Source organism: Arthrobacter globiformis (assembly GCF_003261175.1).
GTDB classification, from domain to species: Bacteria; Actinomycetota; Actinomycetes; order Actinomycetales; family Micrococcaceae; genus Arthrobacter; species Arthrobacter globiformis_A.
The window spans coordinates 36749-52669 of record NZ_QLNP01000090.1 but is presented as its reverse complement, the minus strand read 5'-3'; the positions used below and the strand labels follow the sequence as shown (position 1 = coordinate 52669).

Below are 15921 nucleotides of genomic sequence, written 5' to 3'. Positions count from 1 at the left end.
GGCCATGTCAACGTACTCCGTCACGCGCAGCACAGTCATCCCCGCCCCCGCCAAGGACGTGTTTCCACTGGTCAACAGCTTCCGCGAGTGGCCCAAGTGGTCGCCCTGGGAGTCTGTGGACCCGGACATGAAGCGGACTTACTCCGGCGCGGAAGCCGGCGTCGGCGCCAAGTATGCCTGGAGCGGCAACCGCAAGGCCGGTGCCGGCAACATGGAGATCACTGAATCGCGGGAACCTGACGAGATCCGGATCCGGCTTGAGTTCAGTAAGCCGTTCGCCGCAGTCAACCCCACTGCCTTTACTTTCGTTCCGGAGGGTGGAGGAACCCGTGTCACCTGGACCATGGTCGGCGAGCACAAGGGCATCGGCAAGGTTTTTGCGCTGTTCATGAACATGGACAAGATGGTGGGCGGCGACTTTGAGAAGGGCCTGGCGTCGCTGGCTGCAGCCGTCGGGAGCCGGCCGGCTTAGTCTGCGGTTCCTCGGCTACGGTTCTTGACAGCCCTTGTTCGAAGGGCCTTTTTCCGGAAAGGTAGTAAGCACCCTTAGCAGTTCCGGAAATCGCAAAGGAGAACACCATGCAGATCGACAAGTCCCAGATCCTCGAATTCCTCAAGTCCCGAGGCGACAACGACAAGGCCGCACAGGCCGAAAACGAGCTGCCGGACCAGGTGGACACCGACCAGCACGCCGGCCTCCTCTCCAAGTTCGGCATCAATCCTGCGGACCTGCTGGGGAAGCTTCCCGGCGGGTTGGGGGACAAGCTTGGGGGCCTCGGGCTGTAGCCGGACCGAGGTCTAGCTCGAACCGGCTCCGGCCGGACTGCAGTACATGGGCGACGGGTTCCCTCAAGGGGCCCGTCGTCCGTATGTTGCCCGGCCATGCCACCCGTCCGGCGGCATCACGGAGAAAATATAGTCTTAGACGACGTACCAGCGGGCGGGTCCAACCTCGTTCGGCTCGCGAGCGGAACGAATTGAGGACAGCGGCTTGGATGGAGTCTTAAAGGGATTCTTTGTGGTGGGCATGGTCCTGCTCGTCGGCTACATCTTGGCCAGGACAAACGCCCTTGGGCCGCACGGGACGAAGGTGCTGTCCACCCTGACCTTCATGGTCGGGCTGCCGAGCCTGATGTTCTCCACGATCGCTTCGCGGCACATCTCCGAAGTCCTCAGCCAGACAGGCCTCATCTCCGTCGTCACAGCACTTTGCTGCATGGCGCTGTTCGCGCTCAGCGGGGCAATCGGCAGGTGGGGCGTGCGGCGCACCACCGTCGGCGCGCTGGCCACGGGAATCGTCAATTCCACGAACCTCGGCGTTCCGCTGTCCCTGTACATTCTCGGCAGTGCCACGTTCGTCACGCCGATCATGTTGTTCCAACTGGCGCTTGTGACGCCGGTGGCGCTGACCATCCTGGACCTGACCGATCCTGACGGGAAAAAGACGTCTATGTGGAGCATCCTGTCCACTCCCCTGCGCAACCCTGTTACCGTGGCAGCCATCCTCGGCGTCATCGTCAGCGCAGCCGGGATTGAGCTTCCGGACCTGGTGCTGGATCCCCTGAAGCTGGTGGCCCAGCTGACGGTTCCGCTGATGCTGATCATCTTCGGCATGTCGCTCCACGGCCTGTCACCGCGCCAAGACTCGGTGGACCGCGTCCCCACCCTGTTCGCCGTCATTCTCAAGTCAGCCGTCCAACCGGCTCTCGCGTGGCTGCTGGCCGTGTTTGTGTTCCACCTCGACACCTTCAGCACCTTCGTTGTCACGGCCTGCGCGATCCTTCCCACCGGGCAGAACGTGGTCCTTTACGCCGTCCGGTACGGCGTAGGCCAGAACCTTGCGCAATCCACGGCCGTCATTACCTCGGCTTTGGCAATCCCCCTGCTTCTGGGGGCGGCCTGGCTGTTTGGCTGAGTCCTGCCCAGCTGCTGACGGCGGGCGCATTCCCGGCATAAACTCTGCCATGGACTTCGTGAACAGTGATGGGCCTTCGCTGGATCCCTTCCCGCAGTACGAAAAGATGCGGGAAGCCGCTCCCGTCTTCCACGACGAGCAATCCGGAAGCTGGCATGTGTTCCGGTACGACGACGTCCAGCGGGTTCTGTCCGAACACGGGACGTTCTCTTCGAGGATGGGAGGCGACGATCCATCCGAGACGGGCCAGCTGTTCGCGGCGAGCCTGATCACCGCCGATCCGCCGCGGCACCGGCAGCTGCGTTCGCTGGTGACCCAGGCGTTCACCCCGAAAGCAGTGGACGCCCTTGCGCCGCGCATCTCGGCGCTGACGGACGAACTGCTGGACGGGATTGCTTCCCGGGGTTCGGCAGACCTCATCGACGAGCTGGCCTACCCGCTGCCGGTGATTGTGATCGCCGAGCTCATGGGCATCCCCGCCGAGGACCGCGACCGCTTTAAGCACTGGTCCGATGTGATCGTCAGCCAGACGCAGACCGGTGCGCAGACTGCCGACCACAGTTCCACCAACCGGGAAATGACCGAGTACTTCCTGGCCCTCATCGAACGCCGCAGACGCCAGCCCGGAACTGATCTGATCAGCAACCTTCTGGTGGCAGAGATCGAAGGGCAGAAGCTGAGCGTGGCCGAACTGCTCGGCTTCTGCAGCCTCCTGCTCGTGGCCGGCAATGAAACCACCACCAACCTCATCGGCAACGCGGTCCTCAGTTTCACCGAACAGCCCGGAACGATGGAACGGCTCCGGGCCGAGCCGTCCCTGCTCACCCAGGCCATAGAAGAAGTGCTGCGCTACCGCTCTCCCGTCCAGTCGATGTACCGGGTGACAGCTGCTGACACCACGGTAGGCGCCGTCCAGGTCCCGGCCGGCGCCCCGCTGGTCGCCTGGATCGGCTCAGCCAACCGTGATGAGCACCAATTCCAACGTCCAGAACAGTTCGATATAGACCGGACACCGAACCGGCATCTCGCCTTCGGCCACGGCATCCATTTCTGCCTCGGCGCCCCGCTGGCCAGGCTCGAAGCCAAGATAGCGCTGCAGGGCATTCTGGACCGGCTCCCCGGGCTTACCCTCGCACCGGGAACCCGCCTCGAACGGATGGACAGCACCATTATTTACGGAGTCAAGGAGCTGCCTGTCTCTTGGCAGGCGTCAAATGAGCAGCAGTGACTGCGCTCAGCGACGACGCGCCCGGAGTGCTCCAGGCCTACTACCGCATCCTCGGTGCAGGAATGGGGACCTACGATCCGGCCGGCGAATTGTGGACGCTCCTCGCGGACGACCTGGAGTTTGAAGGGCCCTTGGCCGGCAGACGCACAGGTGCGGAAGGCATTAATTGCTGCCCTGCGCTTGCATTACGACGCCGCCGACTACACGGAAAAGGGCGGCCGCTGAAAGGCAGGTCGACCCCGCGGCCTCTTGACCTCGGCAGCCCGTGGAACGGATGCTTGTTCTTCGTTTTGTCACCGCGCGAGGAAGGCCGATCATGTCCGCTACTCGATCTGCTCTGTTAAAACTCCGGTGGCTTCCGGCGTTGGCCGCCACCGTTCTGCTGATGCTTCAGGCCGTACCGGCCGAGGCAGCCACCGCGGGCGTAGGCAATGATGTGTCGTGGCCCCAGTGTGGCAAGGCCCTGCCGAAGGGGCCGGCTTTCGGCATCGTGGGAGTCAACAACGGCCTCGCAAACACCACGAACCCGTGCCTGGCCCCGCAGCTGACATGGGCGGGTTCGTCGTCCGGCACCACAGGACAGCCCAAGGTGCAGCTGTACGTCAACACCGCAAACCCTGGACTGGCCGGCAGCTGGTGGCCCACCAGCAACGCCTACGCCGGAACCAAGGTCTTCAACCCCTACGGCGACTGCAAAGCGAACGACGTCGGTCCGGCCTGCTCCTATATGTACGGCTGGGCCAAGGCCTACGACGACGCGAACATCCGCGGCATCAGCAACCCGTCCGGCTACACGTGGTGGCTGGATGTGGAAACCGGGAACTCCTGGTCGGGTGACAAGGTGGCGAACCGGGCTGATCTGGAGGGAATGGTCGCCTACTTCGGCAGCATCAACGCGAGGACAGGCATCTACTCCACCGCCACCCAGTGGTCACAGATCGCCGGCACCGTCCGGGCTACCAGCCCGCTGTTCACGCTCCCCAGCTGGCTGGCCGGGGCACGCACCCTAAACGCTGCCGCCCGCAACTGCTCCAATGCCGCGCTGACGGGCGGCGGCTCAGTCTCGCTAACCCAGTACGTCTCCGGCGGCTTCGACTACGACTACTCCTGTATCTGACTTCCGAGGTCAAAGTGAGCTGCCGACTGCCGCTGCTCCTCGAGGTAGCCGAACAGCTGCCGGGGGTCCGAAGGTCTGCTCCGGGAGTTCCTCTGCCGCGCCGACCCGGTTGATGAGGGCGCCGTGGATGGCCCTCGCCCTGCTGTCCGTGGCCTACTCCAGCCTGACCGTTGCGGAGTTACAGCTCCACCGTGCCGCTTTCGCCGACGCTCATGCGGCTGTGGGTGACCTTCGACTTGACCCACTGCAGGACAGTCGCCGCAGTCCCGCCCGGGCTGGTCCAGTACTCCGCGGAGTCGGAGTCCACGCGCAGCAGGACCACCTCTGGGGTGTCCGGCCCGTCCGGGAACCAGGCATCGACGGACTGGTTCCATAGTTCGCGGATCTTGGCCCGGTCGCGCACCACTTCGGCGGTCCCGGCGACCGAGACCCACTCGGCCCGCTTGCCGAAGGACACATTGACCCTGGCGTCCGCAGTCACGTGGGCCACCTGGGAGGTTCCCTCCCCTGTGAAGAACCACATGTCGCCGTCGTCCTTCACGTCCTGGACTGCCAGCGGCCGGCTGACCAGGGCGCCTTCTCCGTTGATGGTGGTGAACATTCCGATGTGGGAATCGTTGATGATGTCCGTGACCTTGCTGATGCTTTCCGTGCCCGTCATGCTGTCACCTCGTTCTGCTCGAGTTCGTTCTCAGTACGTTCAGTTGGACCGGGTCAATGCCCTGGCGGCCACTCTATTAGTAAGTGTGCTTAGTTTCCAGTCAGAGTCCCCGCGCCAGCACCTTGCCCTTGAAGAACTCGGGCCGGACCCGGGCCATCACCAGCATGCTGACCACGCCGAGCAGGATGACGCCCATGCCCAGGATGAACACCATGCCCACCCCGCCCACGGATGAACCGGAACCGTACTCGGGGTCCATGGAGTCGTACGCGGTTTTGACGAACATCACCAGCAGAATCACCCCGCCCAGCAGCGGGGCCAGGAACTTGAAGAGGAAAGCCCGGGCGCTGCTGAACGCCATGGCACGGAAGAACCAGACACACGCGAGCGCCGTGATCCCGTAGTAGAAGCAGATCATCATGCCCAGCGCCGTGATAGTGTCCCACAGCGCATTCTCGGACGTGGTCCGGGTGATCACGTAGAACGCCGCCGCGGCAACAGCCGCCGCAATCGTGGCGTAGCTCGGTGACTTGAAGGTGGGGCTGACCTTGCCGAACTTCCCCGGCAGGGCTTTGTAGTGGCCCATGGCCAGCAGCGTCCGGGCCGGGGAGACGAACGTGGACTGCAGCGACGCCGCGGAACTGCTCAGGATGGCCAGCGACATAAGGATGGCGAACGGCCCCATGACCGGCCCGGACAGGACCGCGAAGATGCTGGACTGGTTGTCCGGATTGCCGGTGCCCAAGCCAGCCTCCCCCACGCCTGCGAAGGACAGGGTGGCCAGCGCGGCCGTCATGTAGATGGCCACGATGACGACGACGGTCACGGTCGCCGCCCGCCCGGGGGTCTTCTCAGGGTTCCGCGTCTCCTCGTTCATGGTCAGGGTCACGTCCCAGCCCCAGTAGATGAAGATCGACAGTGACACCCCGGCCGCGAAGGCTGAGAAGGAGTCCACGGCGAAGGGGTTGAACCAGTCCGGCGAGATGGCCGTGGCGTCGAAGGCGGTCCCGTTGGCCACGTGCACGAACGCGGAGGCGGCGAACCACCCCAGCACCAGCAGCTGGAACCCCACCAGGACGTACTGGACGCCCTTGGTGGTTTCCATGCCGCGGTAGGAGATCCAGCACGCCGCCGCGATGAACACCAGGGTGGTGGCGATGTTCAGCGGCAGGTTCTTAGACAGCTCAGCGATCCCGGGGTTGCCGAGCAGCTGGGCGAGCATCAGGTAGAAGAAGTCGACGGCGACCGCCGCCAGGTTGGACAGCACGATAATGGTGGCGGCGATCAGCCCCCACCCTCCCATCCAGCCGATCCACGGACCAAAGGCGCGCGTTGCCCACGTGAAGGAGGTTCCGGCGTCGGGCATTGCGTTGTTCAGCTCCCGGTAGCCCAGCGCCACGAGCAGCATGGGGATGAAGCCCACGAGGAAGACCGCCGGCAGGTGCACACCCACCTCGGACACGGTGGGGCCGAGGGCCGCGGTGAGCGTGTACGCCGGCGCGATGCAGGACACCCCGATCACCACCGCGCCGATCAGCCCGACGGACCCTGCCTTGAGGCCCTTTTCACTCAGGCTCTTGTGCGCGTCGGGGGTGACTGCGGCTTTTGTACTCATGGGATTGCCTCTTGTCATTCATCGTTGAATGGGAAATGCGCGGCTGCGCTGTTAGCCGGCGGCGGCCGTTGCGTTCGCCAGTTCAGGTGCACCCTGCGCTTCGGCGGACGCCGCAGCTGCGGCAATGCGGGCGGCCGTTGACTGGCCCATGCGGACCGCCCCGTCCACGTGCTGGTACCCTTCGGCGGCGAGGTCGGAGGAGCACCAGTAGATGGGGCCGACAGCTGCGTGCTGGTCCTTGCCGTACCGGTGCAGCCCGCCGAGGTCGTAGCTCGCGGCGTAGGCGCCGCGAGTCCACTCCTCGGAACCCCAGTCGGATTCGTAGTACACCTCGGGCTCGAGGGCCTTGTCCCCCAGGAAGCCGGCGATCGACTCCAGGATGGCCTTCTTGCGCTCCCCGGCGCTCAGTTCGAAGACGGCGTCGGCCTTTTCGTCGGAGATGAAGCCGACGAGTGTTCCGCGGGTGTCGCCGTGGTTGGTGTTGTCGTAGACCTCCTGGACCAGCGAGCCGGCGCCGAATCCGGTGCCGGAGAGCCCGTCCTCGCGCCAGAACGGCGTGCTGTAGACGGCGTGGACCTTAATGACCAGGCCCAGGGACTGGTGCTGGTGCATCTGGTGCTGGCGGCGCGGCAGCGGCGGGTTGAAGGAGACCCGGGAGTACAGGTTGGGCGGCACGGCCATGATCACGAAGCGCGCGTTCACCGTGGCCCGGTCAGAGACGGCGGTGACACGGTGGCCGTTTTCGCCGTCGGCCTCCCAGTTGATGGTGCGCACCGGGCTGTTAAGGACGACGTCGGCCCCGAGTTCCGCTGCCTGAAGCAGCGAGACCTGCTGCATCCCGCCGATCACCCGCTTGTCCAGAATAAAGTCCTCATCTGTCAGGTGGGTGAAGGAACCCGCGGAGGCGGCCATCAGGACGGCTTGCAGGGCGGAGAACGCGTGCGCGGGCTTGGTGAGCATGCCGCCGGCGATGAAGAGCCCGATGTTGTTGCAGGCTTCCTCGTCCGGGGAGTTCTGGCGCAGCCAGTGGTGGAAGGAGATGGTGTCCAGCTCCCGCGCCTTGGGGTGCGCCCAGGGTTCGGTAGCGCCGACCTCGGCCGCCAGTTCGTCCAGCAGTGCGATGAGCTTGTCCATCTCGGCAGCCGTGGTGGCGCTGACCGGAAACATGTCCCCGGTATAGCGGACCGGCGCGCCGTCCGCCCCGACGTAGACGGACTCGCCTTCACGGTAGCGGGAGTACGTTTTCAGGCCGAGCTCCTCCAGCAGGGCTAGCAGTGCGGTCTGGTCCGGCGATACCCACTGGCCGCCGACCTCGAGCATGGCTCCGTCCACGGTTTCGGTCCAGGTCCGGCCGCCCACGCGGTCTCGGGCTTCCAGCACGGCGACGGTCAGGCCGGCGTTTTTCAATTCGCGGGCGGCGGTGAGGCCGGAGGGGCCGGCACCGACGATCACTACGTCGCGGTCAAGATTCAGCATGATGTCCTCTCTCTGTGGCCGCGAGTGATGCGAACCACTAAATGAATGCCATTCATTTACAAAGAACTATAGAGCCTTTGGCGAGGGAGCGGAAGAGGCTGATGGAATAATGCGAAGGACGTTCACCCGCAGAAAGGTCAGCCATGCCGGCATCACCAGCCGTAGCAACAGCCGGTTCAGCCACAGCTGGCTCAGCAAAAGATGCGCAGGGCAGCCGGCGCCGCGCCGGACGCCCCGTGGGAGGCGTGCTGGACAAGGCTGGCATCACGGAAGCCGCGCTGCGGCTGATCGAGAAAAAGGGCTACGACGGCCTGACCATGGCCGCGCTGGCCCGCTCACTCAACGTCGCGCCGTCGGCCCTTTATAACCATGTGAAATCCAAGCGGGACGTGCTCCTGCTGCTGGAGGACCATCTCGCCTCCCTCGTGGATGTCTCGGCGTTCGGCGTCGGCCAGTGGGAGGATGCCGTCCGGACGTGGGCCTGGAGCTACCGCGACGTGTTCTCCCAGCACACCCCGCTGATTCCGGTCATTGCCGTACTGCCGGTAACCGACGCGCCGCAGACCCTGGCCATGTATGAAACGGTCAGCGCCGGCTTCCGTGACGCCGGTTTTCCCGAGGAGCGCATCGTTTCCTCCATCGTCGCGCTGGAATCCTTCATCTTCGGCTCGGCCTACGACGTAACGGCACCGGCGGACATCTTTGATCCCGGAAGCATGGCGGAGGCGACACCCAGCTTCACTGGTGCCGTCCGGAGCCTGGCCGAGCAGGGGCACGAACGGCCGGCCGACGTCGCCTTCGGTCTCGGCCTTGAGGCACTGATCAGCGGACTGGGCGGGCTGCGCGGCTGATCCCATTTCCCACACCGTCCAAGACGACTAAAATTCCTTAATACGCAACGTTGCGAGCTCAAGGACGGCGCCATGACCGTGTTCGACCCGGAATCGCTGTTCTTTGAGTACAAGCTCCGGTACCGCGGCACACCGGGACTGGAGCATGACCCCGCGGACTACCCGCTGCGCTGGGAAGTGGCGGTGAGCTGTCCAAGTCCCACTCCCGGCGGCGACGGGGAGCGGCAGCTGGGGAGCGCCGTCGTCCAGGTTGTTCCCAAAGCCGGCATGATCAATCTCTTCCTCACCACCGGCACGGCCGACCGGGAGATGGCCAAGGCCGTTAAGATGCTCACCGTGGACCGTCCGGACCTGATCAGGGAGTACCTGCAGGACGGCGGGGACCTGATGATCGTCTCCGCGCTCGAGATCTTCCCGGAGTACCGCGGCGGCAGGACGGGCTACTCGGTGCTCAACGCCGTCGTCGAAACGGTGGGCCGGTCCGTAAACCTGGTGGTGGTCCACGCCGCGCCGACGGACGGCGAAGGATCCCCGCCCGAGGGCTCGCTGGCGTATGACGAGGCCAAATCGGCTCTGCGGGCGTATTGGAAGGACTTCGGGTTCGAGGACGCCACGGGCGACTACCTCGTGTTCTTCCACAAGAAGATCCTGGCCTGACAACACGCCGGCTACAGCGCCGACACCGTGAACCAGTCGTCCAGTTCGGCGGCAGGTACGGGGCGGAGGATATGGAACCCCTGCGCCTGGTCGCAGCCGTAGCTGCCCAGCTGCTCCAGCGCACCGCCGTCCTCCACCCCTTCGGCGACCACCGTCAGGCCAAGGCTGTGCGCAAGGTTGATCGTGGAGGCCACCAGGGCAGCAGCCCGCGGGTCCTGTGTCATCGAAACGACGAAGGAGCGGTCAAGCTTCAGCTCGTTGATGGGGAGGTCCCGGAGGTAGGCCAGCGAGCTGTAGCCCGTGCCGAAGTCGTCAATGGCCACCCGTATGCCGCGGGACTGCAGCCCGGACAGGATGTCCCTGGCGCGGACCCGGTCAGGCATCATGAAATCCTCAGTGATCTCGACCATCAGGGCCGACTCCGCGAGGCCCCGCTCCTTGATCATGGCAGCAATCCGGTCCGGCAGTTCGGCGTCGATGAGTGAGCTGGCCGAGAGGTTCGCAGCCACGGTCATTGGCCTGCCTTGCGAATGCCAGACGGCTGCCTGGTCCAGGGCCAGGGTGAGCACGCGGTCATTCAGCGCGTTCATGAGCCCGCCCTCCTCTGCCAGCAGGAGGAACGAAGCGGGGGCCAGCAGTCCGTGCCGGGGATGGTTCCAGCGGACCAGCGCTTCCACGCCCTTCGCTTCCCCCGTGAGCGCGTCCACCTTGGGCTGGTAATGCAGCACGAGCTGGTCCTCGATGAGCGCGGCGCGGAGCTCCTGGAGCATCCTCAGCCGCTCTTCCCCGGGACTGTGGTCCTCGCTGGCGTACACGTGCCTGCCACTGCGCGAGGCTTTGGCCCGGTACATGGCCGTGTCCGCCTTGCGCAGCAGCGTCTTCAGGTCCTCTCCCTGCTCCGGGAACAGGGCGATGCCGACGCTGACACCGACCTGAAGGGCAATGCCCCTCAGCGTGAGGGGCTCACTGAGCGCTGCCCGGAGCCGGTCGGCGAGCTGAAGGGCCTCGTGCTCGCCGGCGTCAAGGAGGAGGATGGCGAATTCATCCCCGCCCAACCGGGCTATGAGGTCGTCGGGGCCCAGGCAGCGGCGAAGCCGTTCGCTGACCTGGATCAGCAAGCGGTCCCCCACATCATGGCCGAGGCTGTCGTTGATTTCCTTGAATCTGTCTGCGTCCAGCAGGAGGAAGGCGCACGGCGCACCCTGCCGCGCCTCGAGCACGGCGGGAGCGTCGGTGTACAGCGCCCGCCGGTTCGGCAGCGCCGTCAGTTCATCCGTCCTGGACTGCCGGCGCACCTCGGCGAGGGTGACCAGCTGGCGGAAGGCCAACTGGGTCCTGATGCCCGCTGACACCAGGGTGGCTGCGGCGAGCCCGACGGCGAGTTCCGGCACCGGTATTCCAGTGCCCACGATCAGGACCCCGAGCCCGGCGGCGGTGGCAACCATCGGAACCGCCGGCGTCCACGAGCCTTCACTGGTTCCCTGGGCTTTCTCCTCCTGCCGGGCGAACCCGTCCGCCCAGGTTGCAATGAGGCACAAACCCGCTGTCCAGCCGGCATCCAGCGGCGTGCCGAGGACGTAAGCGTCCGTGGCCAGCATGGAGGCGTACACAACGTCAGCGGCGGCGAACACCGTGAGCCCCAGCATCAGAGTTGGCCCGGTACGGGCCGTGGCAAGGCCAGGTACTGCCGCCATTCCGGCGGTCACGGCAAGGACGATGAGATCCAGGAGAGGGTAGGCCACGGCCACGGCCGTAGCCAGAGAGGAAAACCCGCCGGCGGCCGAGAGCAGCGGGCTGAGCAGAACCACCAGGACGGAGGCGGCACCGAGTGAGCCGACGACGGCGTCCAGCAGCACGGAGCGCGCCAGCCGCTGGCGGACCGGGAGCAAATAGACGAACAATCCGCCAAGTGCGAGCGGATAAAACAGCAGGTAGCCGGTATCCGCAGGCGACGGGAAGGGCAGCGAGCTGGCCCCCGCGAGCGCGGCCACGTAGTAGGTGCTCCCCGCCGCAAACGCAGACAACGCCATCGCCACCAGGGCGAGGGCCCAGTGGTCCCTGGCGCGGTAGGCCGCCAGCCAGGCCACGGCCGCGGGCGCCCACGCCGCGGGTACCCCGATCCAGACATTTACAAGCGGACTGAACCCGTCGCTGTCCAGCAGCAGGCCAGCCAGGTACAGGCCCAGCAACACCCACATGAGCCACAACAGGCTGCGCCGCGGACCCTTCCCTAGGCCCAGTGGATGGCCGTTTGGAATCACGCCTGCTTTCATCCGCCCCCCAGCATCAGATGCGCCCCACAGCACCCGACGGGTACAGGCAACCACATGTGACTCGTATCGTACGGCACGTGCAGGTTCCATCCGATAGCCGTCTCGTGATTGTGACCGCCTCTTGACTTCTGGTTACCGGACGGTAGCTTTAGGGAAGCGCTCCGGGACCCCAGATACCCGGAGGATGCGCCAAAGAAGCCCCGCACCGCCCTGTCACGGACGGTACGGGGCTTCCGCTTTCCCAGCTCAGGAAAACCGTCCTGTCAGGAGAACCGGGCCGGACGGAACGTGGACAGCATGGGGTGCCTGTTGCCGCTCAGGATCTCGCCGGCCAGCAGTTCGCCGACAACGAGGCCCAGGGTGGCTCCTGAGTGGGTGAACGCCACGAAGCAGCCGGGGACCTGGCCGAGCTCGCCCAGCACCGGCTCACCGTCACCCGGAATGGGTTTGTAGCCGATCTTCCAGCTCGCGGGCTTCAGCTCAGGGTTGCCGGCAATGAGCTTGGAGGCCTCGTCGGCGAGTTCCTGGACCACGTCGTCCGGGATGCTGAACGAACCGTCCCCGTGTTCCGTGATGTGCTCCTCGTACCAGTCGTGGTCCAGGGCAAAGGTGCCGCCCGGGTTGGGTCGCACGGCGGCCCGCGGCGTGTTCATCACCGTTCGGACGTCGTGCTCCACCGGCTTGGTCAGCACCAGCATGGACACCGGCGAACCGTTGGGGATGTCCACGCCGAGGGGCGCGACGACGGCGGGCGTCGCCGCCCCGCACGCCACCAGTACCGCGTCGGCGTCGTACGTCTCTCCCGCCTCCGTCTCGACGCCGACGGCCCGGCCGCCGTCGACCACCACGGAGGACTTGCCGGCACTCAGCACCAGCCGGCCGCCGCGCTCGTGGAACTCCTCCATCAGGAACTCCACCAGGTCCGGCAGGCTGACCCAGCCCTCGCCCGGGTTGAAGATCGCATTTTCCGGAACAGCGGCCGAATCGATGCCCGGAGTGAAGGCGGCAATGTCCTTCGGGGCCAGGAGCTTGGAGTCGTAGCCGATGGACTTCTCGTAGGCATGGCGGGCCTCTGTGACCTCCCGCTGGCCTTCGGCGTTCCACATCAGCCCGCCGCAGAACTGCAGCCACTCCCGGCTGGGGTCCGCAGCGAACAGGGTGCGGTACCGGTCCACTCCGGCGAGGCGGAGCTGGTGGTAGGGCGCGGAGCGTTCACCGGCGGAGTTGAGCCAGGAGAGCGAACGGCCGGTGGCTTCGCTCGCCAGCCCCTTCTCGGTCAGCAGCGTGACGGAGGCGCCTTCGCGGAGCAGGTGGACAGCGGTGGAGACGCCCAGGATGCCGCCGCCGATGATGGCGACGTTCTTGGTGGCGGTGGAGGACATGAGTTCTCCCTTTCTATGGCTTTGGACACGGTTGATAAGGACGCGGCTTTGGGTTCCGCCGCGTCCGGAATATTCAGGCGATGAGGGTCAGGCCAGACCCTAGACGACGGCGTGGATGCCTTCGATGATTTTGAGGACCTCGAGCGGTTCAGCAGGGTCGACGGGCAGCGGCCCCTCCCCCCGCAGGGCGGCGGCGAGTCGGACGTAGAACTCGGGGTACGCGCCGCGCTCTGCGGGAACCGGATCGGCGGCGCCATCCACGCCCAGAAGACCCCAGGACTCCTGCGGATCAACACCGTAAGTCGGATCCGACGGCATCATGCCGGCTGCGAGCGCGGGTTCCTGGCCGTCCAGACCCCACTTGGTGTAGCCGGATTCCGATCCGAGGACGTGGAAGCGGGGGCCCACCTGTGCTGCCATGCCGTTCATCCACAGCCTGGTGCGGACGCCGGACTCGTGCAGCAGGGAGACGAATGCCTCCGTGTCGGCGGCGCCGGGCTCGGACCCCCGATTGGCGGTCTCGCCGTAGCTCTGTTCCACCGGCCCGAACAGCTGGACGGCCTGGTCAATCAGGTGCGCGCCAAGGTCGTGGAGGATTCCGCCGCCCTGGGCCAGGGAGACGCGGTCCCGCCAGTTTCCAAATCCCTCCGGCCGCCACCATTCGAACCGTGATTCGAAGGTGCGCACCTCACCTAAGGCCTGCTGCCGGAGCAGCTTCTGCAGGGTCAGGAAATCGGCGTCCCACCGGCGGTTCTGGAACACCGTGAGCTGCACCCCGCCGTCGGACGCCAGTGCGATCAGCTCCGTCCCCTGGGCGGAGGTTGGCACGAAGGGCTTGTCCACCACCACGTTGAGGCCGTGGGCGATGGCTGCAGCCGCGAGGTCGAAGTGCGTGTGCGGCGGGGTGCCCAGGATGACGAGGTCCAGCTCCCCGGCCCGGGCAAACATCGCCTCCGGCGTCGGAACGATCCGCGCCTGCGGGTAGAGCCGCGCCGCCTCGGCGGCACGTGCCGGGTCCGCCGTCACGATCACGTCCAGTGAATACTGCGGATCCGCCGCGAGCAGCGGGGCGTGGAAAACCTTGCCGGAGATTCCAAAGCCGACGACGGCGGTCCGGATGGATGCCGCTGTAGCGTTCCCCATCACAGCACCTCCGAGAGGAAGCGCTGCAGGCGTTCGCTGCGCGGGTTGTCGAACAGTTCGGCCGGGGTCCCGGCCTCAACGACTTCCCCTTCGTCCATGAAGACCACCTGGTCGGCGACCTTGCGGGCGAAGCCCATTTCATGGGTGACCACCAGCATGGTCATGCCGCGCCGGCCGAGCCCGGCCATCAGGTTCAGGACGCCCTTGACCAGTTCGGGGTCCAGGGCGCTGGTGGCCTCGTCGAACAGCATCACTTCCGGTTCCATGGCCAGCGCCCGGGCGATTGCCACGCGCTGCTGCTGGCCGCCGGACAGGTCACGGGGCCGGTGGTCGGCCCGTTCGGCCAGGCCTACTTCGGCCAGGCCGCGGCTGGCGCGTTCCCTCGCTTCTGCCTTGGACATTCCTTTGACGCTCCAGAGGGCCAGCGCCACGTTTTCGAGTGCCGTGTGGTCCGGGAAGAGGTTGAAGTGCTGGAAGACCATCCCGATGCGGGCGCGCAGGATGTCCGGCTTGACCTGCAGGGCACTTTCGCCGGCCAGCAGCACGTCCCCGCTCTTGGGCTCATGCAGCCGGTTGACGCCGCGCAGCAGCGTGGACTTGCCCGAGCCCGAGGGCCCGATGATGCAGGTGGTGGTGCCCGGGGCGACTGAGAGGCTGACGTTGCGGAGGACCTCAATGTCCCCGTAGGCCATGGTCAGGTTCATAAGCTCCAGGCTGGAGCCGTGGAAGGTATGGCTTCCCGCGACCGTCTTGTTGGTGCTGGCGGTGTTGCTTGCGAGGTTCATGTGTTGCTCCCGGTGATCAGCGGCGAGGCCGCGTCGAGTTCGGTGACTTCCTTCAGGCCGGACGTGGGCGGAGTGGGCCGCCGGCGGCCGGTCCGGAACCTGTTGTCGAAGTAGTTGACCAAATGGGTCAGGGGCACGGTGATCACCAGGTAGAAGATGCCGGCCATGACCAGGGGCGAGAGGTTTCCTGAGAGCACGGCGGCGTCCTGGCCCACGCGGAAGAGTTCACGTTCGCTGACCAGCAGGCCCAGGAAGTAGACCAGGGAGGAGTCCTTGACGATGGCGATGAACTGGTTCACCAGGGCCGGCAGGACCCGGCGGACGCCCTGCGGGACCACCACGAGGGCCATGGACTTGGCGTAGCTCATGCCCAGGGCCCGGCAAGCCTCGCCCTGGCCCTTGTCCACGCTGAGGATGCCGGCGCGGAAGATCTCGCCGATGTAGGCGCTGGCGATGAGGCTCAACGCGATGATTCCCAGCGGGTAGGGCGAGGGCCCGAACACCGACTGGCTGAACCGGGCGAAACCCTGGCCGATCAGCAGGATGGTGAGGATGGCCGGCAGGCCACGGAAAAGGTCGGTGTAGATCCGGGCCGGAATGCGCAGCCAGCGGGACCGCGAGATGCCCATGACGGCCACCACCATGCCGAGCACCACGCCAAGGATGGTGGCGGCGACGGAGATGATCAGGGTGTTCAGGAGGCCAACCCCGAGGAGTTGGGGCAGCACCTCGAGCATGGCTTCAAAGTCGAAGAAGGTGCGGCCGATGATGTTGAGCCAGTCCATTGAGTGCTCTCAGACGTTAGTTGTTTGCTTCGG

Annotated in this window: 15 protein-coding genes; 7 read left to right on the top strand and 8 right to left on the bottom strand. The window is 65.8% G+C overall.

From position 1 onward, the window contains the following. The first annotated feature begins 4 nt into the window (after window positions 1-4). The 5 genes from DBZ45_RS14740 to DBZ45_RS14720 all read left to right on the top strand — a co-directional run bounded on the left by DBZ45_RS14740 (window position 5) and on the right by DBZ45_RS14720 (window position 4260). The gene (locus DBZ45_RS14740) at window positions 5-472 is read left to right on the top strand and encodes an SRPBCC family protein (protein WP_111904636.1); all 468 of its coding nucleotides are present in this window, start codon (window positions 5-7) and stop codon (window positions 470-472) included. Between the two features lie 107 nt (window positions 473-579). Then, window positions 580-786, top strand: coding sequence for a hypothetical protein (locus DBZ45_RS14735; RefSeq protein ID WP_111904635.1), 207 nt, complete (start codon window positions 580-582; stop codon window positions 784-786). 205 nt (window positions 787-991) lie between these two features. Further along, window positions 992-1915 carry an AEC family transporter gene (locus tag DBZ45_RS14730; protein ID WP_111904634.1) on the top strand — a complete coding sequence of 308 codons (924 nt, stop codon included), beginning with the start codon at window positions 992-994 and terminating at the stop codon, window positions 1913-1915. A gap of 49 nt (window positions 1916-1964) precedes the next feature. Then, entirely contained in the window at window positions 1965-3143 is a 1179-nt protein-coding gene (locus tag DBZ45_RS14725) for a cytochrome P450 (protein ID WP_111904633.1), read from the top strand. 385 nt (window positions 3144-3528) lie between these two features. Next, on the top strand, window positions 3529-4260 hold the full coding sequence (locus DBZ45_RS14720) for a hypothetical protein (protein ID WP_317616966.1): 732 nt from the start codon (window positions 3529-3531) through the stop codon (window positions 4258-4260). 178 nt (window positions 4261-4438) lie between these two features. On the opposite strand, the gene DBZ45_RS14715 is transcribed toward DBZ45_RS14720, so the two are convergent. The 3 genes from DBZ45_RS14715 to DBZ45_RS14705 form a co-directional block, all read right to left on the bottom strand. Next, on the bottom strand, window positions 4439-4921 hold the full coding sequence (locus DBZ45_RS14715; protein ID WP_111904632.1) for a pyridoxamine 5'-phosphate oxidase family protein: 483 nt from the start codon (window positions 4919-4921) through the stop codon (window positions 4439-4441). A gap of 100 nt (window positions 4922-5021) precedes the next feature. Next, window positions 5022-6536, bottom strand: coding sequence for an APC family permease (locus tag DBZ45_RS14710; RefSeq protein WP_111904631.1), 1515 nt, complete (start codon window positions 6534-6536; stop codon window positions 5022-5024). Window positions 6537-6587: 51 nt separating this feature from the next. Continuing rightward, window positions 6588-8012, bottom strand: a complete 1425-nt coding sequence (locus tag DBZ45_RS14705) for a flavin monoamine oxidase family protein (protein WP_111904630.1) — start codon at window positions 8010-8012, stop codon at window positions 6588-6590. A gap of 143 nt (window positions 8013-8155) precedes the next feature. Here DBZ45_RS14705 and DBZ45_RS14700 point away from each other — a divergent pair, with 143 nt between their 5' ends. Together DBZ45_RS14700 and DBZ45_RS14695 are read left to right on the top strand one after the other, a co-directional pair. Further along, window positions 8156-8863, top strand: a complete 708-nt coding sequence (locus DBZ45_RS14700) for a TetR/AcrR family transcriptional regulator (protein WP_223257093.1) — start codon at window positions 8156-8158, stop codon at window positions 8861-8863. A 72-nt stretch (window positions 8864-8935) separates the two neighbouring features. Further along, window positions 8936-9520 carry a hypothetical protein gene (locus tag DBZ45_RS14695; protein ID WP_111904629.1) on the top strand — a complete coding sequence of 195 codons (585 nt, stop codon included), beginning with the start codon at window positions 8936-8938 and terminating at the stop codon, window positions 9518-9520. An 11-nt stretch (window positions 9521-9531) separates the two neighbouring features. Here the strand turns inward: DBZ45_RS14695 and DBZ45_RS14690 are convergent, their stop codons facing one another. From DBZ45_RS14690 to DBZ45_RS14670, 5 genes are all read right to left on the bottom strand, one after another. After that, a complete protein-coding gene (locus DBZ45_RS14690; RefSeq protein WP_190243145.1) occupies window positions 9532-11718 on the bottom strand; it encodes a putative bifunctional diguanylate cyclase/phosphodiesterase in 2187 nt (728 codons plus the stop codon). Between the two features lie 338 nt (window positions 11719-12056). Continuing rightward, entirely contained in the window at window positions 12057-13175 is a 1119-nt protein-coding gene (locus DBZ45_RS14685) for an NAD(P)/FAD-dependent oxidoreductase (RefSeq protein WP_111904627.1), read from the bottom strand. Window positions 13176-13274: 99 nt separating this feature from the next. After that, window positions 13275-14318, bottom strand: coding sequence for a Gfo/Idh/MocA family protein (locus DBZ45_RS14680; RefSeq protein WP_111904626.1), 1044 nt, complete (start codon window positions 14316-14318; stop codon window positions 13275-13277). Then, window positions 14318-15103, bottom strand: a complete 786-nt coding sequence (locus DBZ45_RS14675) for an amino acid ABC transporter ATP-binding protein (RefSeq protein WP_111904625.1) — start codon at window positions 15101-15103, stop codon at window positions 14318-14320. The genes DBZ45_RS14680 and DBZ45_RS14675 overlap by 1 nt, the downstream gene beginning before the upstream one ends. Then, window positions 15100-15888, bottom strand: a complete 789-nt coding sequence (locus tag DBZ45_RS14670) for an amino acid ABC transporter permease (protein WP_111904624.1) — start codon at window positions 15886-15888, stop codon at window positions 15100-15102. Before DBZ45_RS14670 ends, DBZ45_RS14675 begins: the two co-directional genes overlap by 4 nt. Between the last annotated feature and the right edge of the window lie 33 nt (window positions 15889-15921).